Source organism: Microtetraspora glauca, assembly GCF_040656155.1.
In the GTDB taxonomy this organism is placed as follows: domain Bacteria; phylum Actinomycetota; class Actinomycetes; order Streptosporangiales; family Streptosporangiaceae; genus Microtetraspora; species Microtetraspora glauca.
Window position 1 is genome coordinate 91,626 of sequence record NZ_JBFALK010000012.1, and the last position, 25,754, is coordinate 117,379.

The 25,754-nt window shown below is 70.0% G+C and carries 24 protein-coding genes; 10 read left to right on the top strand and 14 right to left on the bottom strand.

Annotation, left to right across the window (positions count from 1 at the left end; all coding sequences use genetic code 11):
• Positions 1–78 precede the first annotated feature (78 nt).
• From AB0I59_RS22010 to AB0I59_RS22020, 3 genes are read right to left on the bottom strand one after another with little or no spacing between them, the layout of a single operon-like run.
• Positions 79–318, bottom strand: a complete 240-nt coding sequence (locus AB0I59_RS22010) for an SPW repeat domain-containing protein (RefSeq protein ID WP_061252911.1) — start codon at positions 316–318, stop codon at positions 79–81.
• The gene (locus AB0I59_RS22015; protein WP_061252910.1) at positions 315–857 is read right to left on the bottom strand and encodes a hypothetical protein; all 543 of its coding nucleotides are present in this window, start codon (positions 855–857) and stop codon (positions 315–317) included. The genes AB0I59_RS22010 and AB0I59_RS22015 overlap by 4 nt, the downstream gene beginning before the upstream one ends.
• Positions 854–2,563, bottom strand: a complete 1,710-nt coding sequence (locus AB0I59_RS22020) for a DHA2 family efflux MFS transporter permease subunit (RefSeq protein ID WP_358135497.1) — start codon at positions 2,561–2,563, stop codon at positions 854–856. Before AB0I59_RS22020 ends, AB0I59_RS22015 begins: the two co-directional genes overlap by 4 nt.
• Before the next feature lie 236 nt (positions 2,564–2,799).
• Between AB0I59_RS22020 and AB0I59_RS22025 the strand changes: the two genes are divergently transcribed.
• The gene (locus AB0I59_RS22025) at positions 2,800–3,279 is read left to right on the top strand and encodes a hypothetical protein (RefSeq protein WP_061252908.1); all 480 of its coding nucleotides are present in this window, start codon (positions 2,800–2,802) and stop codon (positions 3,277–3,279) included.
• Positions 3,280–3,326: 47 nt separating this feature from the next.
• Here AB0I59_RS22025 and asnB read toward each other — a convergent pair whose 3' ends face one another.
• From asnB to AB0I59_RS22045, 4 genes are all read right to left on the bottom strand, one after another.
• Positions 3,327–5,168, bottom strand: a complete 1,842-nt coding sequence (gene asnB, locus AB0I59_RS22030; RefSeq protein ID WP_061252907.1) for an asparagine synthase (glutamine-hydrolyzing) — start codon at positions 5,166–5,168, stop codon at positions 3,327–3,329.
• Between the two features lie 293 nt (positions 5,169–5,461).
• Positions 5,462–5,995 (bottom strand): hypothetical protein, encoded by a 534-nt coding sequence (locus tag AB0I59_RS22035; RefSeq protein WP_358135499.1) that lies wholly within the window; start codon positions 5,993–5,995, stop codon positions 5,462–5,464.
• Between the two features lie 347 nt (positions 5,996–6,342).
• Entirely contained in the window at positions 6,343–7,005 is a 663-nt protein-coding gene (locus tag AB0I59_RS22040; RefSeq protein WP_228644130.1) for a potassium channel family protein, read from the bottom strand.
• Entirely contained in the window at positions 6,998–8,296 is a 1,299-nt protein-coding gene (locus AB0I59_RS22045; protein ID WP_061253639.1) for a TrkH family potassium uptake protein, read from the bottom strand. Before AB0I59_RS22045 ends, AB0I59_RS22040 begins: the two co-directional genes overlap by 8 nt.
• 319 nt (positions 8,297–8,615) lie before the next feature.
• On the opposite strand from AB0I59_RS22045, the gene gdhA reads away from it, so the two are divergent.
• From gdhA to AB0I59_RS22065, 4 genes are all read left to right on the top strand, one after another.
• Positions 8,616–9,962, top strand: coding sequence for an NADP-specific glutamate dehydrogenase (gene gdhA / locus AB0I59_RS22050; protein ID WP_061252905.1), 1,347 nt, complete (start codon positions 8,616–8,618; stop codon positions 9,960–9,962).
• Positions 9,963–10,103: 141 nt separating this feature from the next.
• Positions 10,104–10,547 (top strand): DUF6220 domain-containing protein, encoded by a 444-nt coding sequence (locus tag AB0I59_RS22055; protein ID WP_061252904.1) that lies wholly within the window; start codon positions 10,104–10,106, stop codon positions 10,545–10,547.
• Positions 10,544–12,574: a multicopper oxidase family protein gene (locus tag AB0I59_RS22060; protein ID WP_358135505.1), complete on the top strand. Its 2,031-nt coding sequence runs from the start codon at positions 10,544–10,546 to the stop codon at positions 12,572–12,574. The genes AB0I59_RS22055 and AB0I59_RS22060 overlap by 4 nt, the downstream gene beginning before the upstream one ends.
• Positions 12,575–12,949: 375 nt before the next feature.
• Entirely contained in the window at positions 12,950–13,588 is a 639-nt protein-coding gene (locus AB0I59_RS22065; protein ID WP_358135508.1) for an HD domain-containing protein, read from the top strand.
• 313 nt (positions 13,589–13,901) lie between these two features.
• Here AB0I59_RS22065 and lipB read toward each other — a convergent pair whose 3' ends face one another.
• Positions 13,902–14,546, bottom strand: coding sequence for a lipoyl(octanoyl) transferase LipB (gene lipB, locus AB0I59_RS22070; RefSeq protein WP_061252901.1), 645 nt, complete (start codon positions 14,544–14,546; stop codon positions 13,902–13,904).
• 166 nt (positions 14,547–14,712) lie between these two features.
• The gene (locus AB0I59_RS22075) at positions 14,713–14,901 is read right to left on the bottom strand and encodes a PspC domain-containing protein (RefSeq protein WP_061252900.1); all 189 of its coding nucleotides are present in this window, start codon (positions 14,899–14,901) and stop codon (positions 14,713–14,715) included.
• 165 nt (positions 14,902–15,066) lie between these two features.
• Here AB0I59_RS22075 and AB0I59_RS22080 point away from each other — a divergent pair, with 165 nt between their 5' ends.
• The gene (locus AB0I59_RS22080) at positions 15,067–15,240 is read left to right on the top strand and encodes a CsbD family protein (protein WP_358135512.1); all 174 of its coding nucleotides are present in this window, start codon (positions 15,067–15,069) and stop codon (positions 15,238–15,240) included.
• A gap of 157 nt (positions 15,241–15,397) precedes the next feature.
• Here the strand turns inward: AB0I59_RS22080 and AB0I59_RS22085 are convergent, their stop codons facing one another.
• On the bottom strand, positions 15,398–16,384 hold the full coding sequence (locus tag AB0I59_RS22085) for a lysylphosphatidylglycerol synthase transmembrane domain-containing protein (RefSeq protein WP_358135515.1): 987 nt from the start codon (positions 16,382–16,384) through the stop codon (positions 15,398–15,400).
• A 111-nt stretch (positions 16,385–16,495) separates the two neighbouring features.
• Entirely contained in the window at positions 16,496–17,455 is a 960-nt protein-coding gene (locus tag AB0I59_RS22090) for a hypothetical protein (RefSeq protein WP_358135518.1), read from the bottom strand.
• Positions 17,456–17,528: 73 nt separating this feature from the next.
• Between AB0I59_RS22090 and AB0I59_RS22095 the strand changes: the two genes are divergently transcribed.
• On the top strand, positions 17,529–18,113 hold the full coding sequence (locus tag AB0I59_RS22095) for a TetR/AcrR family transcriptional regulator (RefSeq protein WP_082776485.1): 585 nt from the start codon (positions 17,529–17,531) through the stop codon (positions 18,111–18,113).
• Positions 18,114–18,143: 30 nt separating this feature from the next.
• Positions 18,144–18,722, top strand: a complete 579-nt coding sequence (locus AB0I59_RS22100) for an LURP-one-related family protein (RefSeq protein WP_358135521.1) — start codon at positions 18,144–18,146, stop codon at positions 18,720–18,722.
• A 101-nt stretch (positions 18,723–18,823) separates the two neighbouring features.
• Here AB0I59_RS22100 and AB0I59_RS22105 read toward each other — a convergent pair whose 3' ends face one another.
• The 3 genes from AB0I59_RS22105 to deoC form a co-directional block, all read right to left on the bottom strand.
• The gene (locus tag AB0I59_RS22105; protein WP_358135524.1) at positions 18,824–19,690 is read right to left on the bottom strand and encodes an aldehyde dehydrogenase family protein; all 867 of its coding nucleotides are present in this window, start codon (positions 19,688–19,690) and stop codon (positions 18,824–18,826) included.
• Positions 19,691–19,869: 179 nt separating this feature from the next.
• Positions 19,870–21,297, bottom strand: coding sequence for an aldehyde dehydrogenase family protein (locus tag AB0I59_RS22110; RefSeq protein WP_061252894.1), 1,428 nt, complete (start codon positions 21,295–21,297; stop codon positions 19,870–19,872).
• 8 nt (positions 21,298–21,305) lie between these two features.
• Positions 21,306–22,280 carry a deoxyribose-phosphate aldolase gene (gene deoC, locus AB0I59_RS22115; protein WP_358135527.1) on the bottom strand — a complete coding sequence of 325 codons (975 nt, stop codon included), beginning with the start codon at positions 22,278–22,280 and terminating at the stop codon, positions 21,306–21,308.
• 269 nt (positions 22,281–22,549) lie between these two features.
• On the opposite strand from deoC, the gene AB0I59_RS22120 reads away from it, so the two are divergent.
• Both AB0I59_RS22120 and AB0I59_RS22125 read left to right on the top strand, forming a co-directional pair.
• The gene (locus AB0I59_RS22120; RefSeq protein WP_358135530.1) at positions 22,550–22,714 is read left to right on the top strand and encodes a hypothetical protein; all 165 of its coding nucleotides are present in this window, start codon (positions 22,550–22,552) and stop codon (positions 22,712–22,714) included.
• Positions 22,715–22,846: 132 nt separating this feature from the next.
• Positions 22,847–25,723, top strand: a complete 2,877-nt coding sequence (locus tag AB0I59_RS22125) for an ATP-binding protein (protein WP_358135533.1) — start codon at positions 22,847–22,849, stop codon at positions 25,721–25,723.
• The last annotated feature ends 31 nt before the right edge of the window (positions 25,724–25,754 follow it).

Below are 25,754 nucleotides of genomic sequence, written 5' to 3' on the forward strand. Positions count from 1 at the left end.
GGAACAGCGCGAACACCAGGTCGGCGCCGGGGAACCGCCATACGTTCGTCCCGTCTGCGGCTTCCGTGGCAACGCTGGTCAGCGCTGGGCGGGCGGCTGCGGGCCCTTGGCGTACATGTCGGCGACGTGACCGGCGAGCACCGTGAAGAAGCCGGTGAAGCCGAGGAGCGCGAGCGCCGCGCCGACGATCACATCATTCCGGGTGGCCGTGGTCCAGGTCGCGCTGTCCGGTTGCTGGCCGGTCACGAACGGCGCCGCGACCAGCCAGACGCCGATCGCGAAGATCATGCCGATGCCGGCGATTCCCCACCTGCTCACCAGTCCTCCTCCGCATTCGTGTACGCGGTCTGCGTGTGGGTGCTCGGCCCGTGGGCGTTCCGCGGGCGGGCGTTCTGTGGATGGGCGTTCTGCGGCTGGGCGCTCTGCGCGTGGGTCCGCTCCATCTGGTCGGCGGCCAGTGCGGCCACCAGAGGCTTGAGCAGGCCGTGCAGGTCCTCGATGGTCGGCACCTGCGGCGGGGGCGGGGGCGGCTCCTCCTCCAGTGCCCGTGCGACCCTCGCCGCGTCCGACGAGTCGGCCCGGCCGTGCTCATCCGGATGCGGCAGGGCCGACCGGTCCGGCCGTACCGCCTGGCGCTCCGGCAGCAGCCCGTCGGCGCGGAGCTGCGCGCGCCAGGCACGGGCCCACACCCCGATGGTGGCCAGGGAGAGCGCGCACACCAGCGCTCCCGTCCACGCGTCGACCCCCGACGCCGTGCTGCCGGAGGGGTAGTCCAGGCCGTACGGCGCGATCAGCAGCCAGACACCCGCGCCGAGAGCGGCGGTCGCCGTGATCAGGCCAGCCAGATATCGGGTCATTTGCTCTCCTTTTCCACCAAAGCCGCGAGCAGCACCTGGCCTGCCAACGGCCGCAGCAGCTGCCGGGACGCGGCGCGAGCGCGGGCGGCGTCATCGTCGGCGGCGGCCTCCGGCACCGCGTCGGGCGGGACGAGCCGGGCGGCGGCAGCGAGCAGCCGGGGCGACGCCCCGCGTTCGAGCCGGTCGGCGAGCCAGGCGAGCGCGACGCCGGTCACCGCCAGCGTCACCGCGCTCGGCCGCGTGGACGTCTCCCCGCGCAGCGGCACCTCCTTCAGGAAGAGCGCGAGCAGCAGGCTGGCGGCGGCGAACGGAATCGCCCACAGGTAGACGGCCTGGACCGCCGTGGTGAACGCTTCAAGCAGCTCGTGGAGCTGCGCGCCGGGCAGCCGGGCGAGCATGCCGGGATCGAGCTGGACGGCCTGCGCCGGCAGACCGGCCCTGGCGAGTTCCTCCTCCAGGGTGCGGATCTGGATCGTGCCGAACAGCGCGGTGCCGAGCGAGCCGCCGAGAGTGCGGAAGAACGCGATGGCACTGGACGCGGTACCGATGTCACCGGGGAGTACGGCGTTCTGCGTCGCCACCAGTGGGACCTGCATGAAGCCGCCCACACCCAGACCGACCACGACGGTGAAGGCCATGAGCAGCACCCGCGACGTGTCCACCTCGACCAGGCTGAGCAGGTACAGCCCGACGGCCAGGATCCCCGCTCCCAGGACGGGCATCGCCTTGTACCGGCCGGTCTTGGAGACCAGCGCCCCGCTCACCAGAGAGGCGACGATCACGCCGCCGGTCAGCGGGACAAGGGCGAGCCCGGACTCCGTGGCCGTGTCGCCGCGGACGATCTGGAGATAGGTGGGCAGGTAGACCACGGCGCCGAACAGCGCGGCTCCGGACAGCAGCGACAACCCCGCGCTGACCGCGACCACCGGATCGGTGATGACCCGCGGCGGCAGGATCGGCTCGGCCGCGCTGCGCTGCCGGGCGGCGAAGGCCACGGTCAGGCAGACACCCGCCGCCGCGAGAGCGATGATCTGCGGCGAGGCCCAGTCGTACGTGCGGCCGCCCCACACCGTGACCATCAGAATCGAGCACACGGCGGCGACCAGGAGGACGGCCCCGGGATAGTCGATGCTGTGCTGCACCGTCGTGCGGGGCAGATGCAGCGCGACCGCGATCACGGCGAGCGCGGCCACGCCCAGCGGAAGGTTGATCCAGAAGATCCACCGCCAGGTCGCGTGGTCGGTGAAGAACCCTCCGACGAGCGGGCCCGCGACGCTGGCCAGGCCGAACACGCCGCCGAAGAGCCCCTGGTAGCGGCCACGCTCACGGGGCGGGACGACGTCCGCGATGACGGCCATGGCGAGCGCCATGAGGCCGCCGCCGCCCAGCCCCTGGACGCCGCGGAAGATGATGAGCTGGGCCATGTTCTGGGCGAGGCCGCACAGGATGGACCCGATCAGGAAGATGACGATCGCGCTCTGGAAGATCTGCTTGCGGCCGTACAGGTCCGAGAGCTTGCCGTACAACGGGGTCCCGGCCGTGGAGGCGAGCAGATAGGACGTGACCACCCAGGAGAGCTGGTCCAGCCCGCCGAGCTCCTGCGCGATCATGGGCAGCGCGGTGGCCACGATCATCTGGTCCAGAGCGGCGAGCAGCATGGCGAGCATGAGTCCGGCCATGACGAGCCGGATCTGCGCGCGAGTCAACAACGACAACCCCCGCTTCGATCACAATGAGTGATGATGACACTACGCAGAGATGAGGATCGCCGTACCGAGAATGACCATTCTTCTCCTCACCCGCCCGCGCGAGCGGCTTCCCGCGCGGGTTCCGGACGGGTTCCGGCAGGTGGGTTCCGGCAGGTGGGTTCCGGCGGGTGGGTTCCGGCGGAGCCCAGCGGGATGCAAGGTGGCTCCAAGTCGGCGGCACTACTCATGGAGGCATGAAGAACAGCACCATCATCAGGACCGCCCGCAGAACCGCCCGCGCGGCCGGCGCCGCCGCGCTGCTGACGGTCGTGGCCGTCGGCGGCCTGACCGCGCCGGCCGAGGCCGCCGCGGCCCGGCTCCACTGGGGACCCGTCCAGTCCAGGGGCGGCCACGGGGGGTACGCCAAGGCCGACGTGTGGATCACCGACTTCAGCGCGGAGACGTTCGTCGTGTCGGGCACGCTGTACGACCGCGACCGGCACGACGGCCATTGCGCGTACATCCGCGCCCGCTTCCACTACGCCGGCGGCGGCACCGGATGGGCCCAGCCCAGGTCGACCTGCGCGGCGAAGAGCTCGTTCCGGCTCTCCTCCGACGGCGAGATCACGCGTGTGGACGTGAAGGTCTGCGTACTGGACAAGGCCCGCCGGGCCACCGTGAACTGCTACGTCGATCCGATCAAGGCCTCGACCGTGGCCAACTGGCCCCAGTAGCCGCACGGGCGGGTCGGTGGGGCCAGTCGGTGACGGCCGGGAGCGGGTCAGATGGTGACGCGGACCCCGTACCTCTCCAGCCAGGCGTTGAACTGGATGAGCTGCTCCATCGCGGCCCTGCTCTCCTGGAGGCTGGTCGTCCCCACCTCGTGGTCGAGCGCGGTCCGCGCCTTCGCCATGTCGAGCAGCGGCGCCACCGGCAGGTCGTCCAGGCCGAGGAGCCTGACCGCCTCGGCCTGGAGCGCCCGCTCGTACGCGGGGTCCTGGGTCGAGGGGTAGGGGCTCTTGCGGCGCTCGACCACCGAACGCGGCAGGACGTCCGCGGTGGCGGCGCGCAGGAGGCTCTTCTCCCGCCCGTCGAACGTCTTCATCGCCCACGGGGCGTTGTAGACGTACTCCACCAGGCGGTGGTCGCAGAAGGGGACGCGCACCTCCAGGCCGACGGCCATGCTCATCCGGTCCTTGCGGTCCAGGAGGATCTGCACGAAGCGGGTGAGGTGCAGATAGCTGACCTCCCGCATCCGCTTCTGCAGGCCGGTCTCACCGGGCAGCGGCCGCACCTCGGCCAGGGCCTGCTGGTAGGCGTCGGCCCGGTAGGCGGGGATGTCGAGCTTGCGGGTGAGCTCCTCGTCGAAGAGCCCGTCCAGGCCGCGGCGCCCGATGGATCCCCGCATGGCCAGCCACGGGAAGGTGCCGGAGTTGACCGCCTCGGCGTCGTGGAACCACTTGTACCCGCCGAAGACCTCGTCGGCGGATTCGCCGGAGAGCGCCACGGTCGAGTGCCCTCGGATCGCCTTGAACAGCAGGTAGAGCGAGGTGTCCATGTCGCCGATGCCGGCCGGCAGGTCGCGTGCCCGCAGCACCGCCGCCCGGACGGCCGGGTCCATCAGGTCGGCCGAGTTCAGCAGAATGTCGGTGTGGTCGGCGCCGATGTGCTTGACCACGTCCTTGACGTACGGGCCGTCAGGGGTGTCGCGCATCTCGTCGGGCTGGAAGTTCTCGGTGTACCCGGCGAAGTCGACGGAGAACGACCGGACCTTCGTCGTGCCCAGCGCCCTCGCGGCGAGCGCGGTCACGGCGCTGGAGTCCAGGCCGCCCGACAGCAGGGTGCACAGTGGCACGTCCGAGATGAGCTGGCGGCTGACGATGTCGTCCAGCAGCCCGCGCACGTTCTCGATCGTGGTGGGGAGGTCGTCGGTGTGCTCGCGGGACTCCAGGGTCCAGTAGCGGCGCCGGGTCACGCCCTCGCGGCGGATCCGGACGAGCTGGCCGGGACGGACCTCGTACATGCCGCGGTAGATGGCCCGCTCCGGCGTCTTGACGAAGGCGAGCAGCTCGCGCAGGCCGTCGGCGTCGACCACCCGCTCCGCCAGCGGGTTGGCGAGGATCGCCTTCGGCTCCGAGCCGAACAGCACCCCTGACGGGGTCGGGTAGTAGTAGAGCGGCTTGATGCCCATCCGGTCGCGGACGAGGAGCAGTTCCTCGCGGCGGGCGTCCCAGATGGCGAAGGCGTACATGCCGTTGAGCCGGCCGACGAAGTCCTCTCCCCACTCCAGGTACGCCTCGAGGACGACCTCGGTGTCGCTCTCCGTCCGGAAGTGGTGCCCGCGCGAGGCCAGTTCGGCGCGCAGCTCGCGGAAGTTGTAGACCTCGCCGCTGTACGTGAGGACGGCGAGGAGCCTCCCGTCCCTTTCGGCGGCCATCGGCTGGCGGCCGCCCTCGATGTCGATGATGGCGAGCCGGCGGTGGCCGAGCGCCGCGTGCGGCTCCACCCGCAGGCCTTCGGCGTCCGGTCCCCGGCACACCATGGTGTCGGTCATGGCCTGCGCGACGTCGCGCACGGTTCTCAGGTCACGGTCGTAGTCGACCCAGCCGGCGATACCGCACATCTTCGTGCCCCCCTAGCGAGAAGAAGTTAGTTCAGCTAACTAAACGCCTGACCTGGGCGGATTATGCCCGCGCGGGTCCAGAATCAGCTCGCCAACCTCCGCAAAGAGCTACAAATGTCATGTAAAGCGACGAACCCACCCGCATGGGGCAGGTGGGTTCAATCGCGATGGTGAACCATGATCGGCCGAGGATCAGCCGGGGATGGCCCTTGCCCGGCGGCACGGACCGGAGGCGGGAAGGAGCGGAGGCGGGAAGGAGCGGAGGCTCGGAGGCCGGGAGCGGAGGGGGACCCTCAGACCCGGGACCCCAGGCACACGCTGCCACTGGGGATCGTCCGGCTGCCCTGGAAGCCGCCGTACATGACCGTGGCCTCGACCGTCAGGCAGCCCCGGCTGAACGGCAGCACAGCGGTCCCGCTCCGGCCCGTCGTCCAGCCACGGACGTACGCCGGATTGAGCGTGGAGATGCAGCGGCCGGACGAGGTGGTGGACACGCAGTTGCGCAGCCTCAGCTCTACGTACTTCCTGACGCCCCACGTGTAGTCCGTGGAGTTCAGGAACGCGCACGCCGTACGAGTGGAGCCGTTGTAGAAGAGGTGGATGTAGGCGGCTTTCTGCCGGGGCGAGCCCGCGACCGTGCCGTTGACGGCCCAGACCTCCCTCCGCAGGATCCGCTCGCCCGAGCAGGTGGGCAGTGCCCGGCTCGCCGAACCGGCGGCCGGCAAGGCTGTCGTGGGGGTCGCCGCCGACACTGCCGCGGCGGTCGAGACGGTGACGGGTGCCGCGAGCAGGCCGGCGGCGAGGGTCGCGACGAGAAACGCGCGCATGTCTCCTCCAAGGGCTGAGGGGGGCTGATCCGGCGCCTGGCCGAACGGTTCGGCGGCGCCCGAGATCAGAGTGACCGGCGCTCGGCAGCCGGTGCCACAGACGGAAGAAGCGAGCACTTGCAGTGCAAGTCCCACGGCCCTGACCTGTACGTTCTCAGGGAAACTGCAAGATTGCACCCATACCTGCGCCATGGTCGCCGTGCGTGCTCGGGCGGCCCGGCGATCGACCCGCCATGCTCCCTACACGCTCACCGCCGATGGTCACGGAGAGAGCTCCCGCCTGCTTGACGTGCACGCCGACGCCTGCGGCCTGCCAGCGGTTCAGCTCCTTCTCGGTCACCCAGAGGTCAGGGGAGTTCGGCGAAGCGCTCGACGTTGTCGCTCCTGCCGGAGACGAGGACGATGTCGCCATAGGAGAGCTCGGTCTCCGCCGTGGTGTAGGTGAACTCCTCGCCGGGGCTCTTGACGGCCACGATCGTCACGCCGTACTTGCGGCGCAGCTTCGACTGGCCCAGCGGGACGCCGACGAACTCCTTGGGCGGGTGGGTCTTGACGAGGGCGAAGTTCTCGTCGACCTCCACGTAGTCGAGCATCCGGCCGCTGACCATGTGGGCGACCCGCTCCCCCATGTCGTGCTCGGGGAAGACGACATGGTGGGCGCCGATCCGGTGCAGGATCTGGCCGTGCTGGCGGCTGACCGCCTTGGCCCAGATGTCCTCCAGCTCCAGCTCCACCAGCAGCGAGGTGGCGAGGATGCTCGCCTCCAGGTCACTGCCGATGGCGACCACGGCCCGGTAGAAGTCGGGCACGCCGAGCTGGCGCAGCGCCTCGATGTCGGTGGCGTCCGCGGTCGCGATGTTCGTGATCCGTCCGGCCAGGCTCTGCACCAGCTTGGGGCGGCTGTCGATGGCCAGCACCTCGGTTCCCCTCGCCGCCAGTTCCAGCGCGAGGGAGCTGCCGAACCGGCCGAGGCCGACGACCACGACAGGATCGTTCTTCTTGTCAGCCAACGATGACTCGCTCCTCGGGTAGTTCGTAACGGCGGGTGCGCTCCTTGAGGGCGAGCGCCGAGCCGAGCGTGAGGGGGCCGATCCTGCCGATGAACATGAGCACCACCAGGAGCAGGTGCCCGGCCGGGGGCACGTCCGCGGTGATGCCGGTGGACAGGCCAGTCGTGCTGAACGCCGAGACGGCCTCGAACAGCACCTTGTCCAGGCTGTGCGGGGTCAGCACGAGCAGGACGTAGGTGGACACCGCGACGAGGGCGACGCCGAGCGCGCTGATCGCGACCGCCTGGCGCTGCGCGGACTCGGTGAGCCGCCGGTGCCCGACGTTGACCCGGGACTCGCCCCGCAGCTCCGCCCAGATGACGAAGGCCAGCAGTCCGAACGTCGTGACCTTGATGCCGCCCCCGGTGCCGGCGCTGCCCGCGCCGATGAACATCAGGATGTCGGTGGCCAGCCAACTCGACGGCGCCATCTGGGAGACGTCGATGCTGTTGAAGCCCGACGAGCGCGGCATGACGGCGGTGAAGAAGCTGGCCAGCAGCTTCTCGGAGTCGTCGAGGGCGCCCATGGTGCCGGGGTTGCGCCACTCCGTCATCAGGAAGACCAGCGTGCCGGAGGAGAGCAGGAGCACGGTGACGACGACGCTCACGCGGGTGAGCACCGACCAGCGGCTGGGCCGCCGCCAGGAGCGCAGCAGCTCGAACATCACCGGGAAGCCCAGGCCGCCGACGATCACCGCCGCGGCGATCGTGAGGCAGATCCACGGGTCGGTCACGAACCCCATCAGGCTGTCCGGCCACAGGGCGAACCCGGCGTTGTTGAACGCCGAGATCGCGTGGAAGACCCCGTGGTAGACCGCCTCCCCGAACGACTCGTCGTACTTGATCATCAGTCTGGCGGTGAGGATCACGGCCACGATCGCCTCGGAGACGAGGCTGAAGATCACGACGTTGCGCACCACCCGGCGGGCGTCGGCCACGTTGAGCGTGCTGGTCTGGGCCTGGGCCATGAGCCGGACCCGGAGTCCCATGCGGCCGGAGACCAGCATGGTGAACAGGGTGGCCATCATCATGATCCCGAGGCCGCCGACCTGGACCAGCCCGGCGATCACTCCTTCACCGAAGGAGGACCAGTACGCCCCGGTGTCGACGATCACTAGGCCCGTCACGCACACCGCCGAGGTCGCGGTGAACAGGGCGGACACCCAACCCGCGGACTCACCGGAGGTCGTCGCGATCGGAAGCGTCAGGAGGACGGTGCCGATCAGCACCACGCTGCCGAATCCGGTCGCCAGGACCTGGGTCGGGTTCTGGAACCGGTCGAGTACGGCCGAGCCCCACCCGGCCTGCCGCCCCTTCACTTCGCCGGCCCCTTCGGAGAAGACCGCCGTACCACCGAGCGCCTCCGTCAAGAGAGCATCAAGAGACAACGTCAAAGAGACAATGTAAGCGACCCACGGTAACAGGATCCGCAGGTTAAAGCCGACGTACGTCACCTTAGTCCGAAATATGGACCGAAACCGGCGCTGACGTGCCGATCCTGCATGACAGGTGTCAACCCGGGACTCATAAGATTGGGCATGGACTGCCAGACATGAACGAACGGGGTACCCGGTGCTACACGAGAAGCTGTCGACGATCTACGACAACGTCCTGCGCCGTAATCCCGGTGAAATCGAGTTTCACCAGGCCGTCCGCGAGGTCTTGGAGAGCATCGGCCCGGTGCTCGGCAAGCACCCCGAGTACGCCGAATCCAAGATCATTGAGCGGATCTGCGAGCCCGAGCGGCAGATCATCTTCCGTGTGCCCTGGGAGGACGACCAGGGCGAGGTGCATATCAACCGTGGCTTCCGGGTCGAGTTCAACAGCGCGCTCGGGCCGTACAAGGGCGGGCTGCGCTTCCACCCCTCCGTCTATCTGGGGATCATCAAGTTCCTCGGGTTCGAGCAGATCTTCAAGAACAGCCTGACCGGCCTGCCCATCGGCGGCGGCAAGGGCGGCTCGGACTTCGACCCCAAGGGCAGGTCCCAGCGCGAGATCATGCGCTTCTGCCAGAGCTTCATGACCGAGCTCTACCGCCACATCGGCGAGTACACCGACGTCCCCGCCGGTGACATCGGCGTCGGCGGCCGTGAGGTCGGCTACCTCTTCGGGCAGTACAAGCGCATCACGAACCGGTACGAGTCCGGCGTGATCACCGGCAAGGGGCTGAGCTTCGGCGGCGCCCAGGTCCGCACCGAGGCCACCGGGTACGGCTGCGCGTTCTTCGTCGAGGAGATGCTCAAGGCACGCGGCACGTCCTTCGACGGCAAGCGCGTCGTGGTGTCCGGGTCCGGCAACGTCGCGATCTACACCATCGAGAAGGTGCGCCAGCTCGGCGGCGTCGTGGTCGCCTGCTCCGACTCCTCCGGATACGTCGTGGACGAGAAGGGCATCGACCTCGATCTGCTCAAGCAGGTCAAGGAGGTCGAACGCCAGCGGCTCAGCGCGTACGCCGCCAAGCGCGCCGGCGAGGGCGCGGTGTTCGTGCCCGGCCACAGCGTGTGGGAGGTGCCCTGCGAGGTGGCGATGCCGTCCGCCACGCAGAACGAGATCACCGGCAAGGACGCCGAGCGGCTGGTACGCGGCGGCTGCGTCGCGGTGGGCGAGGGCGCCAACATGCCGACGATGCCCGAGGCCATCCGGGTGTTCCAGGACGCGGGCGTGGCCTTCGGGCCGGGCAAGGCCGCCAACGCGGGCGGCGTGGCCACCAGCGCGCTGGAGATGCAGCAGAACGCCAGCCGCGACTCCTGGACCTTCGAGTTCTCCGAGCGCCGCCTGCGCGAGATCATGTCCGACATCCACGACCGCTGCCTGAAGACGGCGGACGAGTACGGCATGGCGGGGAACTACGTGGCGGGCGCCAACATCGACGGCTTCAAGCGGGTCGCCGACGCGATGCTCGCGCTCGGGCTGATCTGAGCCGGACGCCTCCCGGGGAAGGTGCCGTACCCCCTCGCGTACTCCCCTGGTCGTATGTGACGTGTCTCTGGCCGGACGACGACTCGGCGGACGTGATGGGACAAGATCCTCCCTAACCCACGTATCTGAAGGGAGCGCACCGTGCGCAGGGTCTTCGTCGCGCTGGCCGGCCTGCAAATGCTCGCCATACTCGCGCAGTTCTATTTCGCGGGCGTCGGCGCCTTCGACAAACCGCAGTCGGACGACTCGTTCGCGCTGCACGGCACCACCGGAATGATGGTCATCCCCGTCCTGTCCCTGCTGATCACCGTGGTGGCCACGATCGTCAAGGCGCCGGGCCGGCTGATCGGGCTGAGCATCGCGCCGTTCGGCCTGGTCGTCGTCCAGATGCTGATCATCATCCTGGGCCGGGCGCTGGACGACGGCACCGGCAACTCCACGACGGCGTCGCTGGCCATCCTGGGCCTGCACGCCGTCAACGGCCTGGCCATCATGGCCGTCTCCGGACAGGTGCTCGCCGGAGCCCGGAAGTTCGCCTTGGCCGGCGAGACGACGCCGAAGAACGTGACGGCGCCGGTGTCATGACCACCTCGGGGCTGCTCGCGCTCGACCTGCTCGCCTCGGCCCTGACCACGCTCGCGTGGCTGGGGACCGGGGCGGCCGCCGCCTTCCGGCGTCCGAAAGTGGCGCTGGCCCTGTTCCCCGTGGCCGTGCTCGTGACGCTGGCCCGGGTCGCCTGCGTCATCGCGCTCGCCCGGGCCGGATGGTGGTTCGTCCAGGAGAAGGTCATCGTCGCGGTGCCCCTCCTCGGCCTCGCCGTACTGGTGGCGGCCGTGCTCGCCGGGCCGCGTCTCGTCGAGGCGGCCCGCGGCCGTGGCGTCACGGCGGCCCGGCCCATCGTGGTGATGCCCCTGCTGGGCGCGGGCTTCGCCGCGGCGGCGGGGCTGGTCCACACACTCCTGCTCGGCTACCCCGCGACCTGGAGCACGGGCCTGCTCACGGTGGCGCTCTTCGGGGTCGCCCTTCTGGTGAGCTGGCGGGTCGTCTGCCCTCCGGTACGCGGGCTCCGGCCCGGCGCCTCCGCGATCCTCGCGGTGGCCCTGCTCGGCACCGGGCTCGCGTTCGCCCCGGTCGAGGCGACCGACCTCGGCGGCGGCGTCTCCGGAGAGCGGCACGAGCACCACGGACAGCCGGTGACCGCGCTGCGCGGGCCCACCGCCCCGGCCGAGGGCGGCAGGGTGCGCCGCTTCATGCTCACCGCCCGCACCTCGACCATCGCGCTGTCCTCCGGGAAGCAGGTCGCCGCGTGGACGTTCAACGGCCAGGTGCCCGGACCCGCGATCACCGCGACCGAGGGCGACCTGATCGAGGTACGGCTGCGCAACGCCGACATCGAGTCGGGCGTGACGCTCCACTGGCACGGCTACGACGTCCCCTCGGGCGAGGACGGGGTCCCCGGCCTGACCCAGGACGCGGTCCTCCCGGGCGAGGAGTTCGTGTACCGCTTCCTCGCGAACCAGGTGGGGACCTTCTGGTACCACACGCACGAGGTGTCCGACCTCGGCGTGCGGATGGGGTTGTACGGCACCCTCGTGGTGCACCCGCGTAACAGGGCCGAGGGCCTGGACCTCACCCTCCCCGTGCACACGTTCTCCGGCACGACCGTGCTCGGCAACCACGACCAGCCCATCCAGCAGCGGGCGTACCCCGGCATGCCGACCCGCCTGCGCCTGGTCAACACTGACAACACCCCGCACCGGTTCACGCTGAGCGGTACGCCGTACCGGCTGGTCGCGATCGACGGCAACGACCTCAACGAACCGGGCGAGGTGAGCAAGGTGGGACTGCGCCTGCCCGCGGGCGGCCGGTACGACCTCGCCTTCACGATGCCCGCCACCGGCGTGCGCCTGCTCGTGGACGACCGTACGGAGGGCCTGAAGCTGGTGCCCGCCGCGACCACCGGCGCCATTGACCCGGCCGGGACGACGGGGAGCGTCGAAACGATCGAGAAAGTCCGGACCACCACCGGGACGACCGGCGCCGCCGGAACCACCGGAACCGCCGGGAGCACGGGCGGCGCGACCGCGGCGAGCCCCACCGCCGGTCCGGTCGAGAACACCGCGGGCTGGCCCGAACTCGACCCGCTCGCGTACGGAAAACCCGCCGCCCCGCCGTTCGACGCGAACGAGCAGGTGAAGCGGAGGTTCACGCTCGTCCTCGACCAGGGACTCGCCATGGTCGACGGGCGGCCGATGTACGCGCACACGGTCAACGGGCAGGCGTTCCCGAACATCCCCACGCAGATCGTGACGGAAGGCGACCTCGTCCGGATCACCGTCGTGAACCGGGGACGCGAGACCCACCCCTGGCACCTGCACGGGCACCGCGTGCTCGTCCTCAGCCGCGACGGCCGCGCACCGACCGGGGCACCCTTGCTGCTCGACACCTTCGACGTACGCCCCGGAGAGGTCTGGGAGGTGGCCTTCCGCGCCACGAACCCGGGGCTGTGGATGAACCACTGCCACAACCTGAGCCACGCCGACATGGGCATGGCCCTGCACCTCTCCTATGAGGGCGTCACCACCCCGTTCCACGGAGCGCACGGCGGCTGACGCCCCCACCCTGGGGGCGCTGCTTCGTCCCGGGGGCCTGCTTCACCCGGTTCGTCCCGGGGGTCTGCTTCACCTGCGGGTTCCGGCGGCTCCGCGAAGCGTTCGCGTGGACCGGGCATTCGTGCACTGAATATTCGTGCACTGGGCGTTCACGCACTGGACGTTTCGGATGCGCCGACCACCTGAGGAGCGGCTGCCGGCGTACCCGCTGCCGAGAACTGTCCGTTTCTGTGGCAGATACGTCCCATACAGCGGGGCGCCCCTCGCGGCCGGTTGGGAATGGGGGAACACGAGGCCGCCTGGCGGTATCACCCGGCCATGTCGCCTGGTCACCGCCTGGTCACGCCGGCCGGCCATGAGCAGGAGGGAACCGTCATGTCGGAGACGATCGCGGGAGTGAAGATCCCGGATTCGGCCCTCGCGGCCGACGCGACCGAACTCGTCCGTCAAGCGGCGCCACCGCTGCTGTTCCACCACTCTCGCCGCGTTTACCTGTTCGGCACTCTTCAGGGCAAGCGGCTCGGGCTGGAGGCCGACCCGGAGCTGCTCTACGTCGGGGCGATGTTCCACGACCTGGGCCTGACCGAGACGTACCGGACCGACCACCAGCGTTTCGAGATCGACGGAGCCGACGAGGCGCGCCGGTTCCTCACCTCGCACGGGCTGCCCGAGACCGACATCCGGAAGGTATGGGAGGGAATCGCGCTCCACACCACCCCCGAGGTGCCGTACCGGCTGGACCCGGAGGTCGCGCTGGTCACCGCCGGAGTCGAGACCGACGTCCTCGGGATCGGCTACGGGGAGCTGTCCCCCGACGACATCGCCGCCGTCACTGCCGCCCACCCGAGGCCCGACTTCAAGCGCCAGATCCTCGCCGCGTTCGCCGACGGGTTCCGGCACCGCCCTGACACCACATTCGGTACGGTCAACGCCGACGTGCTGGAACACTTCGTTCCCGGATTCCGGCGTATCGATTTCGTGGAGATCATCCAGAATTCGGATTGGCCCGCGTAGTCACATGAAAGCCATCGCGGGACTTCACAAGAGGACTATCACCAGCGATCACTTGATTCCCAAAAGGCCGGACGACGTGTCCATCGGCCACGGCGAGCGGAGGCTCCCCACTTGTGCCCTGTGCGGCGTCGGCCGTGAACCCTGATCCCGCCCCACCCCTGTTCACACTCATATGTCAACGGCCAGGTGGGTCATCGCGTACGTTCGAGCACGCCGGCTTCGGCGGAGAACCCCACCGGCAGTCGCTGCTCTCAACCGGTTACGCCCAGAGCATGGAGAACCGACGCGAGCGGATCTCGGCGAGGAACCGGCGCTACGCGCCGGGTGTGGCCTCGAAGGCCCTCGCGACCGCCTGCCGGGTCTCGTCCATCGACGCGTGTCCGCGCTCGCGGGCCACTGAGGTCATGTCGACATCGGGCATGCCGCAGGGGATCGCGAGGTCCCACGGGCTCAGGTCGCCTTCGACGTTGAGGGCGAAGCCGTGGCTGGTCACGGCCCGGCTGGCCCGCATGCCGATCGAAATGATCTTGCGTCCGGTGTCCTTGGTCCAGACCCCGGTGAGCAGTTCCGAACCGGGCGGGGTGTCGCGGCGTTCGGCCGGGATGCCCAGCTCTCCGAGCGCCTCGACCAGCCGCAGTTCGACCTCGCGGATGTAGTCGACGACCCCCTCGTCGGCCCGCAGCTTGACGATCAGGTATCCGACGAGCTGGCCCGGCCCGTGGTAGGTCAGCTGCCCGCCCCGGCCGGTCTGCATGACGGGAATGCCGTGCGAGGGGTCGGGCAGGTGCTCCTCGGGCGTGCGCTTGCCGATCGTGAACACGGCGGGGTGGCTGAGCAGCCAGAGCGTGTCCGGCCGGCCGTCCTCCTGCCGCTCCTCGACCAGGGCGGCCATTCGCTCCATGGCCTTCTCATAGTCGACCAGATCATCCTGAACCAACGTCAACGGTCGTTCACGCATCGGGCACCTCCATTCGCGAGCATAGAACGCACCCCCAAAACGGGTGCACGCAGCCTGGACACGAGACATGCCCAGGCCCGCGCGCCGTGATCACCGTCAGGTGGCCGAGCAGGCGGCGGTGTCGCCTTCGTCACCCCGTCGCCGCCCGCGTGCCGCTACGGGCGCCTCAGTAGTGCAGGCGCGCAGGCACCTTGGGGACGAAGACCCACATGATCAGGTAGATGACGAACTGCGGGCCGGGGAGCAGGCAGGACAGCAGGAAGAGCAGCCGGACGGCGTTGGGCGACATGCCGTAGCGCTCCGCGATTCCGCCGCAGACACCGGCGATCATCTTGTGGTCTCTGGATCGGTACATGTGTGTAAACCCCCTTCTTTCACTCAGTCCAACGGACCTTCTCCAAGATCCGGTTCCGCCGCCGACCCTGACAAAACCCTGAGGTGGACAGGGGGTTTGCTTTCCCCTACATCGGACAGTCTTCCCATTGGCGGACAATCGCCTCATATCGGAAGGAAGTCTGACATGGGTATGGGTGACAAGATTTCCAACAAGGCTCAGGAGCTCAAGGGCAAGGCCAAAGAGCGCGTCGGCGAGATGACCGACGACGAGCGCAAGCAAGCCGAAGGCAAGGCCGACAAGGTCAAGGGCAATGTCAAGCAGGCCGGCGAAAAGGTGAAGGACGCCTTCAAGGACTGACTCTGCGGACCGGCGGGCGGCGGGAGCAACGGCCTCGCCGTCCGCCCCTCACGCCCTATGGAGGCCCTGGAAGGCCCTGGAAGGTGCGCGAAGGCCCGTCCGGGATGCCCGAACACCCGGGACTCACGGTCGTGGCGTCCGGGGACTCAGCAGGGGATCAAAGGTCGTCGCCGCGGACGCCGTACGTGACGGCACAGGGCGCGTTCCGCGCCGACCACAGGAATCCCTCCCACAACCATCGCCCGGCGACCGCGAGGCGCGCGCGTACGCCGTCCCGGAGCATCAGCCAGGCGATCCAGCCGGCGACGACGATCGCCCAGTACGAGATGAGCCGGTAGAGGGCGACCACGGCGGCCGCGGCTCCGCCCGTGACACCGGCCGCGACGAATGTGGCGGCCATGCCGAGTTCCGCGATGCCCAGCCCCCCGGGAATCAGGGCGAGCGTCGCGGCCATCTTGGCGGCGACGTACCCGAGCAGCATCGTGTGCGGGCCGACCCGTACGCCCGCGGCGGCGCAGACGGCCGCGAGGCAGGCCACGTCGAGAAGCCAGTTGGCGAGCGCGAGGCCGGCGATGACCAGGCGGTCGCGACCGGCGAGCCGGAGCGCGTCACGAGCGGCACGGAGTTGCCCCATGGCCTTCGGGCTCCGCCGGTGCAGCCATCCGGTGAACCGGCGCGGGCGCAGCCGCAGCAGGACCCCCACCGCGAACAGCAGCGCCCCGAAGGCGATCGCGGTCGGCGTCCTCGTGGACGGTTCGCCGAACAGCGCGAAGAGGCTCAGCCCGGCGAAGGTGGCCGTCGAGTACGTCCCCGCCAGTACCAGCGTCGCCGCGATGAGCGGCTTCGCCGCCCCCAGGCGGACGAACTCCCTCGTCGTGTACGCGATGGACAGGACGGGCCCGGCGGGCAGCGAGTTGGACACGGCGTTGCGCGCGTACGTGACGGCCACGGCGCGGGGGTACGTCAGCCGGGCCCCGCCCAGCGCGAGCAGGCGGCTGAAGAGCCTGGCGAAGACGCCCATCGACATCGCCTCGGCGAGCACGGCCACCGCGAGCCAGCCGAGACTCACTCCGCTGAGCGAGTCCCAGACCTCGTCCACGTTCGGCAACCGGTCCTTGAGGACGAACAGGGCCAGTGCCGTCACGCCCGGAACGACAAGCCATTTCCCGCCGGCCCATTTCCTACCGGCCCATTTCGTACCGGTCCGGTTCCCGCCGGTCCACGCTCGCCACCGCGGCATTCCACCCACCCAATCTCACGCCACGGCCAAGGGTTCCACAGTGAGCGCCGTCACCCTCCGGCGGGGGACGGCCAGGAGCAGCACACCGAGGAGCGCCCAGCCGCCGAGCACCACGACCGGCATGCCCAGGGCGGCCCCGTCGAAGTAGACGACGTTCCTGAGCGCCTCGGCCGCCTGGCCGACCGGGAGGACCTGCCCGACCGCCGCGTACCACTCGGGGATGAACCGGGCGCCGACCGGGCCGCCGCTCGCGGGCAGTCCGATCGGGATGAACAGGAGAGCGGCGAGGCCGACCGCGGCCGTCCCCCCGAGCCGGGCTAGACCCGCCGACACGAGAGCGACGGTCAGCGTGACGCACGCCGAGACCGCCACCAGCCCGGCGAACCTGCCAGGGATGGCGCCGAGCACCACGTCCGCCAGCCAGGCGTTCGCCGTACCCGCCGCGAGAGCGGCGACGGCGAGGACTCCGGCACGCGCCGCGCCGCCGAGTCCGGGCGCGATCCGGGAGATCAGCACCGCGACGGCGATGCCCGGGATGACGAGGGAGAGCACGTAGAACATCCCGGAGACGCCTCCCGCGTCGCCGGGCGGCAGCGGGATCACGTCCTCCACCGCGAGCCGCGTCCCCTGCGCCTCGGCGGCGCCCTGGAACGCCTGGGTGATCACGGTCGCGCCGGTACGGCCGGCCGCGCCGGCGACCAGTAGTTTCCCCGCCCCGGGCACGAGGACGGCGTCCACTTCCCGATCGGCGAGCGCGGCGCGCGCGGTCCCCTCGTCGGCGTACGCGGTGAGGGCGAAGGCGCCCGGCGCCACGGCGGCGAGCGCGGCGTCGATCCGCGCGGTGGCCTGGGCCGGGCCGACGACCGCCACGGGGACGTCGTGCGGGCGCGGCTGATGCAGCGCCCCCAGGAAGGACAGCGCGAAGACCATGCCGAGGGCCGTCACGAGGACGACCGCCGCGATCAGCTTGCGCATCGAATTCTCCAAGCGATGAGTTCAACAACGTTGAGTTGAACATAGATGAATTCAACGTGGTTGAATAGCCCTCATGAGCGGACGACGGCCCGGATCGCCACAGACGCGCGAGGCGATCCTCGACGCGGGGCTGCGGGCGTTCACCGAGAGCGGGTACGCCGGGACCACGATCAGGGCCGTCGCCCGTGCGGCGGGCGTCGATCCGGCGCTGGTCATGCATTTCTTCGGGTCCAAGGACGGCCTGTTCGAGGCCGCCATCCGCGGCGGCGGCATCCCGCTGCGCAGCCTGTCCGACGCCGCGGACGGCGACGTCGAGGGTCTCGGCCGGCGCGTCGTCGCCCGTTACGTGTCGTTGTGGGAGGATCCGGAGACGGGCGCGCGACTCCACGCCGTGATGAGTTCGGTCGCGGCGTCACCCGCCGCCGCGGACCTGTTCAAGGAGTTCGTACGCTCCGAGGTGATCCAGCCGCTCGTCAAGCGGCTGGACGTGGGTTCACCGGAGACGCGTGCCATCCTCGCCGGGTCACACCTGATGGGTGTCGCCTTCGCCCGCTATGTGGTGCGGATCGAGCCGCTGGTGTCGTTGTCCCCGGAGGAACTGATCTCCTGCGTGGCACCTGCCGTCCAACGCTATCTCACGGGTGATCTCCCAATATAGGGTGATTAACCCGACCCCATGGAGCGTGACATGGACATTTCGGGCCTGCAGCAGCAGACGCGACTGATAGTGCGCCAGAAGATCACCATGATGGTGAACCGCTACGTCGTCCACGTGGTCCAGGCCGACGGGTCACCCGGCGAGGTCGTCGCCTTCGCCGAGCAGAAACGGATGGCCTTCAAGGAACAGGTCACGCTGTACACGGACGAGTCCCGGCAACAGGTGCTCGGCGGCTTCAAGGCGCGCAACGTGCTCGACCTCGCCGGCGAGTACGACGTGACCGACCACGACGGCAGGCCGATCGGGCTGTTCCGCAAGGACTTCGGCAAGTCGTTGCTGCGCTCGACCTGGCATCTCCGTCAGCCGGGCCTGCCCACCTACACCGGCAGCGAGCGCAACGCGGCCGTCGCTGTCGTGCGCCGTTTCAGTGACTCGCTGTCGTGGCTGCCGTACCACTTCGACTTCAGCGTGGGAGCGTCGATCGCGTTCTCGGTCGAGCGCATATGGGGCCCCCGGGACCAGTACGCCGTGACCATCGGCGATCCGCGCCTGGACCGGCGCCTGATCATCGCCATGGCCGTCGCGCTGGACGCGCTCCAGTCACGCTGACCCGGCCTGGGCATCCCCACTCAAGCCGCTGCGAACCGCCGCCCTGAAGGAGGAAGGCGGCCGCCCTGAGGCGGCCGCCTTCGCGCGGCGTTCCCGCCGGGTCAGACCCCGATGGGGTGCCAGACGGTCTTCGTTTCGAGGAAGGCCGTCATGCGGTCCGTACCCGGGTCGGCCAGCCAATCGATCCTGTCCTGAGCCGGCCGCAGGACCCGCTTCAGGTTCTCCGCGGCGAGTTCCTCGCAGCGCACCGCGAGGTCGGCGTCCGCACCGGTGAGGTCGATGCCGTTGACGTCCATGTGACCGGCCAGCCAGGGGGCGATCTCCCCGGCCGAACCCGTCAGGATGTTCACCACGCCGCCCGGCAGATCCGACGTGGCCAGCACCTCCGCGAGCGTGATCGACGGCAGCGGGGCCCGCTCCGAGGCGACCACGACGCAGGTGTTCCCCGTGACGATCAGCGGCGCGATCACGCTGACCAGGCCGAGCAGCGGCCCCATCGGCGGCGCGACCACCGCGACGACGCCCGTCGGCTCGACCGTGGACAGGTTGAAGTACGGCCCGGCCACCGGGTTGGCGGAGCCCCGGATCGCACCGATCTTGTCCGACCAGCCCGCGTACCAGACGAGGCGGTCGACGGCGGCGTCCACCAGTTCCCCCGCCTTCTTCGCGGTGACGCCGTCGGCGTCGACCACCTCGGCGACGAACTGGGCCCGGCGCCCCTCCAGCATCTCGGCGACGCGGTAGAGGATCTGCCCCCGGTTGTACGCCGTGGCCGACGACCAGCCGGGGAACGCCTTGCGGGCGGCGGCGACGGCGTCCCTCGCGTCCTTGCGCGACGCCTTCGACGCGTTCGCCAGGAAGTCACCCTTGGAGGAGGTCACGGCATAGGACCTTCCGCTCTCCGAGCGCGGGAACGCCCCGCCGATGAACAGCTTGTACGTCTTGCGCACGGCCAGGCGCTCACTCATCGAAGGTTCCAATCTGGAGTGGACGGGCCGGCTGGTAGACCTGGCCGCACCGGCAGACTCCGCCGCGATGCGCGAACCAGCCATGCCGTACGGCGAAGCGGCGTGAGCGGCGGCCGCGGGCGTATCCGGTACCGGCCCCCGCGACGGCGCGCCGGATCAGACGGCGGCGCCGGCGATGTTCACACTGCAAGGTACGCCTCCAGTCCGTGTCGTCCGCCTTCCCGGCCGTAGCCGGACTCCTTGAACCCTCCGAACGGCGATGTGGGGTCGAACCGGTTGAAGGTGTTGGCCCACACGACACCGGCGCGCAGCCGGTCCGCCATCCACAGGATGCGGGAGCCCTTCTCCGTCCAGATGCCGGCCGACAGGCCATACGGCGTGTTGTTGGCCTTCTCGACCGCCTCGGCCGGCGTACGGAACGTCAGCACGGACAGGACCGGCCCGAAGATCTCCTCACGGGCGATCCGGTGCGACTGCGCCACGCCGGTGAAGACCGTCGGCGGGAACCAGAACCCCCTGTCGGGGATCGGGCACGGTGGGGACCACCGCTCGGCCCCCTCGGTCACCCCGGCCTCCGACAGCTCGCGGATCTTGGCGAGCTGGGCGGCGGAGTTGATCGCGCCGATGTCGGTGTTCTTGTCCATCGGGTCGCCGAGCCGCAGGGTGGACAGCCGCCGCTTGAGGGCGTCCAGCACCTCGTCGGCGACGGACTCCTGCACCAGCAGCCGGGAGCCCGCGCAGCACACGTGGCCCTGGTTGAAGAAGATGCCGTTGACGATGCCCTCGACGGCCTGGTCCAGCGCGGCGTCCTCGAACACGATGTTCGCGGCCTTGCCGCCCAGCTCCAGGGTGAGCTTCTTGCGGGTGCCGGCCACCGACCTGGCGATCATCCGCCCGACCTCGGTGGAGCCGGTGAAGGCGACCTTGTCGACGCCGGGGTGGTTCACCAGGGCGGCCCCGGTCTCGCCCGCGCCGGTCACGATGTTGACCACGCCCGGCGGGAGGTCGGCCTGGCGGCAGATCTCGGCGAACGCCAGCGCGGTCAGCGGGGTCGTCTCGGCGGGCTTGAGCACCACCGTGTTGCCGCACGCCAGCGCGGGAGCGATCTTCCAGGCGAGCATGAGCAGCGGGAAGTTCCACGGGATGACCTGCCCGGCCACTCCCAGCGGCCGAGGGTCGCTACCGAACCCGGCATATCCCAGCTTGTCCGCCCAACCGGCGTAGTAGAAGAAGTGCGCGGCCACCAGCGGCAGGTCCACGTCCCGCGACTCGCGGATCGGCTTGCCGTTGTCCAGGGTCTCCAGGACGGCCAGTTCACGCGAGCGTTCCTGGATGATCCTGGCGATCCGGAAGATGTACTTGGCCCGTTCCGAGCCGGGCAGCGCCGACCAGGTGGTGAACGCGGTGCGCGCGGCCTGGACGGCCCGGTCGACGTCCGCCTCGGTCGCCCAGGCGACCTCCGCCAGGACCTCCTCGGACGCGGGGTTGATGGTCTTGTGGTGATCCTCGCCCTGGGAGTCGACCCATTCGCCGCCGATGAACAGCCCGTACGACGGCTTGATGTCGACGATCTCCCGCGATTCGGGCGCAGGTGCGTACTCGAACATGTGCCGCCTCAGTCCAGGGTGAAGTAGTCGGGGCCGGCGTACCGGCCGGTGGCCATCTTCTGCCGCTGCATGAGCAGGTCGTTCAGCAGCGTCGAAGCGCCCAGCCGGAACAGGTCGGGGGTCAGCCAGTCGGTGCCCGCCGTCTCGTTGACGAGCACGAGGTACTTGATCGCGTCCTTGGTCGTACGGATGCCGCCCGCGGGCTTGACCCCGATCACGCGGCCGGTGCGCAGCCGGAAGTCCCTGACCGCCTCCAGCATGATCAGTGTCACCGGCAGCGTCGCCGCGGGCTGCACCTTGCCGGTGGAGGTCTTGATGAAGTCGGCCCCGGCCAGCATCGCCAGCCACGAGGCACGCCGCACGTTGTCGTACGTGGCCAGCTCGCCGGTCTCCAGGATCACCTTGAGGTGCGCGCCCTGCTCCCCCCGCGCGACTCCGGCACCACCGCAGGCGGCCTTGACCGCCGTGATCTCCTCGAACACCTTCAGGTAGTCGCCGGACAGGAACGCGCCCCGGTCGATCACCATGTCGATCTCGGCGGCGCCCGCGGCCACGGCGAGCGCGGTGTCGGTGACCTTCACGTCCAGGGACGACCGCCCGCTCGGGAACGCCGTCGCCACGGAGGCCACCTTCACCCCCGAACCGTCCAGCGCGCGCACGGCGGTCGCCACGAGGTCGGGATAGACGCACACGGCGGCGACACGGGGAACGGAGGGGTCGGTGGGATCGGGGTGGACCGCCTTGGCGCACATCGCCCGGACCTTGCCCGGGGTGTCGGCGCCCTCCAGCGTGGTCAGGTCCACCATCGAGATGGCCAGGTCGATCGCCTGGGCCTTGGCCGTCGTTTTGATCGAACGCGTCCCCAGCATCGCGGCCCGCGCGTCCGCACCGACCCGGTCGACACCGGGAAGCCCGTGCAGGAACGCGCGCAGCGTCGCGTTGGAAGAGGCGACCTCCGCGAACGGAGCAGTCGTAGTTGACACCTCCCCAGCATCGCCGACCTGTCTCACGGTTTCCAAACCGACCGGAGCCGAGCCCCTTCCAGGTTGTTTGTCACATGTCGCCGTTCACCGCCCCCGGAGCGTCTTATGGATCTTCACGCCCGCGGCGGGGACGGCCTAAGGGGTCTTAGGCGGTCCTAGGACACAGGCACGAAGCACAGATAGGGCATCCGCCTGATGTGGTGGAGGGGGCCTTAGCCCGAACCTTGAGTGTGTAAGGAAACGCAAGGCGTTCGAGAGAGGAAACCGGGATGGGTCCCGAACTGCACTACCAGCTGATCATCAGCCGCGCGGCGGAGCTCCGGGAGGAGGCGGCCAACCACCGCACCGTACGCGCCGCCATCATGGCGCTCAAGGAGCGGAGGCGAGACGGCCATCGGACGCGTGCGTCCTTCGGCAAGTCCCGCACCGCATGAGCCCGCTTCGAAGGCCCGGCCGGAGCCTCCCTCCCGGCCGGGCCTTTCAGCCTCCGTGACCCCTGTCCACGCGCTGGGAGAGTCCCTGTCCACCCACTGGAAAACGGGCGAAAGCCATACGGATGGCATGTAATGCTTGACGACATGATGGGCCGGGCGGTGAGCCCCGTCTTCGTTGGACGGGGCGCGGAACTTGACATGCTGTCGGACGCGTTCGACCAGGCCCGTAAGCAGGCGGCGGCCGTGATCCTGCTCGGTGGCGAGGCGGGTGTGGGGAAGACCCGTCTGGTCTCCCGTTTCGCCGACCAGGCCGCCAGGAACGGCGCCCACGTGCTGGCGGGCGGGTGCGTGGAACTCTCGGCGGAGGGTCTGGCCTACGCGCCTTTCACCGCCGCCCTGCGGCAGCTCGTCCGGGAGCGGGGCGCCGCCGAGGTGGCCGCGCTCCTGCCCGAGGGCTCCCAGCGCGAGCTGGCCCGGCTGCTTCCCGAGTTCGGCGAGCCCGGCGGCAACCTGGACACGGAGTCCGCGCGGGCACGGCTCTTCGAGCTGATCCTCACCCTGCTCGAACGGCTCGCGGAGCGGCGGCCGGTGGTCCTCATCGTCGAGGACATCCACTGGGCGGACCGGTCCAGCCGCGACCTCATCGCGTTCCTGAGCCGCAACCTGCGCGGCGCGCCCGTCCTCATGGTCCTCACGTACCGCTCGGACGAACTGCACCGCACGCATCCCCTCCGGCCGGTTCTCGCGGAACTCGGCCGGGTGGAGGGCGTCGCCCGGATCGACCTGCCCCGGTTCACGCAGAGCGAGGTCGCGGCGCAGATGGCCGGCATCCTCGGCGTGACCCCGGAGTTCGCCAAGGTCGGCAGGGTGTTCGAGCGCAGCGAGGGCATCCCCCTGTTCGTCGAGGCGCTGATCGACTGCGACGAGTGCTCGTTCCCCGAGTCCCTGCTCGACCTGATCAGCGCGTCCGTCGAACGACTTCCCGAGGAGACCCAGCACGTGCTGCGGATCGCCGCCGCGGGCGGGATCCGCGTGGGTCACGCGCTGCTCGCCGCCGTAAGCGGGCTGTCCGACGACGACCTGGAGAACGCGCTGCGCCCGGCCATCGCCGCGAACGTCGTGCAGGTGGCCGACAGCCACGTCTACGCATTCCGGCACGCCCTGATCCGCGAGGCCGTCCACGACGACCTGCTCCCGGGCGAGCACATGCGGCTGCACGCGCGCTACGCCCTGGAGATCGACCGCGACCGGGAGCTCGTCCCGCCGGGGCGGGCGGCCATCGAGATCGCCCATCACTGGCACTCCGCCCGCGACGACCTCTGGGCGCTCATCTCGGCCTGGGAGGCGGCGGAGAAGGCGGCGCGCGCGTTCGCCTACACCGAGCAGATCGACCTGCTCGAACGCGTCCTCATGCTCTGGGACAAGGTGCCCGACGCGGCCGAACGGATCGGGGTGGACCACGTCACCGTCTTCGAGCGGGCCTCCGAGAGCGCGTACGTCTGCGGCGAGAGCGACCGTGGCAAGAAGTTCGTCCAGGGTGCGCTCGCCGAACTGGACGAGGAGACCGAACCCGAGCGGGTGGCCACGCTGCTGGTCCGCCGGGCCAACATCAAGGTCCAGAAGCACACGTCGGGGTTCATCGAGGACCTCCGCCGCGCCGAACGGCTGGTCGCCCGCCCCACCGAGGCCCGTGCCTCGGTCCTGATCCATCTGGGCCGGGTCCTCATGCTCTGCGACCAGGTGGCCGAGGGGACCGCCGTCACCGAGGAGGCGCTCCAGATCGCCCGCGACCTCGGCGACGAGTGCCTGGAGGCGGATCTCCTGCTGAACCTCGCCCTCGGACGCTCGATCTCCGGCGACCTGGAGACGACCCGGACCACCAACGATCGAGCTCTGGCCATCGGGAGGCGGCTCGACTCGGCGCGGATCACGTTGCGCGCGATCGGCAACAACGTGGACACGCTGAACAATCTCGGCAGGTCCGAGGAGGCGGTGCAACTCGCCATCGAGGGCGAGAAGCTGGCCAAGAGGTACGGCAGGTACCGTCATCAGGGCGTGTTCATCGCCAACAACCGGGCCGAGGCGCTGGAGGCACTCGGACGGTGGGACGAGGCTCTCGACGTCACCGCGCGCGCCCTGACCATGGACCCGACGCGACAGAACCGCTGGCACCTGCTGCGGGTGCGGGCCGACATCGCGATCGCCCGCGGCGAGGAGGACGTCGCCAGGGAGATCCTCGTCGAGGTCGGCGCGTTCGTCCCCAGGCCCGAGGACGGGACGCAGGAGTGGACGGCCAACGCCCGCCTGCTGATCGGCTGGCACCTGCTCCGCGGCGAGCCGCGCAAGGCGGTCGAAGTGGCCGAACTCGCTCTGAGTACTCCGCGCTGGTCCGGAAAGGCCATGCTCGGCTGGCGGCTGCTCACCGCGGTCCGGGTGGCCTGCGACCAGGCCGCATCCGTGGCCCCCGAGCTCACGGCGACCGTACGCGACCTGACCGACGCGCTCGCGTCCGACATGGTCACCGCCGGACCGGTGGGCGACGCGTTCCGCCAGGTCTATCAGGGCAGGTTCGACGAGGCGGCGGCCGGATGGAAGCAGCTGGGCCGCCCGCACACGCAGGCCAAGGCCCTGGTCTACGCCGCCGCCGCGGCGGCGGCCGGAGGCGACCGCGACGGCGCCGCCGTACGGCTCCGCGAGGCCAAGCCGCTCGCCGAGACGCTGGGCGCGGTTCCGCTCCTCACCCAGATCGACGCCATGGCCCGGCGCGTCGGCGCGGCCCTCGATGAGACCCCGGAGCAGGGACACGCGCGTGAGATCTCGCTGACGCCGCGCGAGCTGGAGGTGCTCCGGCTGGTCGCTCAGGGGCGGACCAACCGGGACATCGCCGGCGAGCTGTTCATCTCGGCGAAGACCGTCAGCGTCCACGTGTCGAACATCCTGCCCAAGCTCGGCGTCTCGACCCGGGGCGAGGCCGCCGCCGCCGCTCACCGCCTGGCCCTGCTCACCTGAGGCACGGCCGGGACCCGGCCGTGCCTGGGAA

Coding starts and splice junctions, on each gene's coding strand:
- AB0I59_RS22025 (WP_061252908.1), top strand. CDS start 2,800: ATGAAGAACAGCACCATCATCAGGACCGCCCGCAGAACCGCCCGCGCG.
- AB0I59_RS22100 (WP_358135521.1), top strand. CDS start 18,144: ATGGACATTTCGGGCCTGCAGCAGCAGACGCGACTGATAGTGCGCCAG.
- AB0I59_RS22075 (WP_061252900.1), bottom strand. CDS start 14,901: ATGTACCGATCCAGAGACCACAAGATGATCGCCGGTGTCTGCGGCGGA.
- AB0I59_RS22015 (WP_061252910.1), bottom strand. CDS start 857: ATGACCCGATATCTGGCTGGCCTGATCACGGCGACCGCCGCTCTCGGC.
- AB0I59_RS22060 (WP_358135505.1), top strand. CDS start 10,544: ATGACCACCTCGGGGCTGCTCGCGCTCGACCTGCTCGCCTCGGCCCTG.
- AB0I59_RS22035 (WP_358135499.1), bottom strand. CDS start 5,995: ATGCGCGCGTTTCTCGTCGCGACCCTCGCCGCCGGCCTGCTCGCGGCA.
- AB0I59_RS22120 (WP_358135530.1), top strand. CDS start 22,550: ATGGGTCCCGAACTGCACTACCAGCTGATCATCAGCCGCGCGGCGGAG.
- asnB (WP_061252907.1), bottom strand. CDS start 5,168: ATGTGCGGTATCGCCGGCTGGGTCGACTACGACCGTGACCTGAGAACC.
- AB0I59_RS22080 (WP_358135512.1), top strand. CDS start 15,067: ATGGGTATGGGTGACAAGATTTCCAACAAGGCTCAGGAGCTCAAGGGC.
- AB0I59_RS22090 (WP_358135518.1), bottom strand. CDS start 17,455: ATGCGCAAGCTGATCGCGGCGGTCGTCCTCGTGACGGCCCTCGGCATG.
- AB0I59_RS22125 (WP_358135533.1), top strand. CDS start 22,847: ATGCTTGACGACATGATGGGCCGGGCGGTGAGCCCCGTCTTCGTTGGA.
- AB0I59_RS22065 (WP_358135508.1), top strand. CDS start 12,950: ATGTCGGAGACGATCGCGGGAGTGAAGATCCCGGATTCGGCCCTCGCG.
- AB0I59_RS22105 (WP_358135524.1), bottom strand. CDS start 19,690: ATGAGTGAGCGCCTGGCCGTGCGCAAGACGTACAAGCTGTTCATCGGC.
- AB0I59_RS22110 (WP_061252894.1), bottom strand. CDS start 21,297: ATGTTCGAGTACGCACCTGCGCCCGAATCGCGGGAGATCGTCGACATC.
- lipB (WP_061252901.1), bottom strand. CDS start 14,546: ATGCGTGAACGACCGTTGACGTTGGTTCAGGATGATCTGGTCGACTAT.
- AB0I59_RS22095 (WP_082776485.1), top strand. CDS start 17,529: ATGAGCGGACGACGGCCCGGATCGCCACAGACGCGCGAGGCGATCCTC.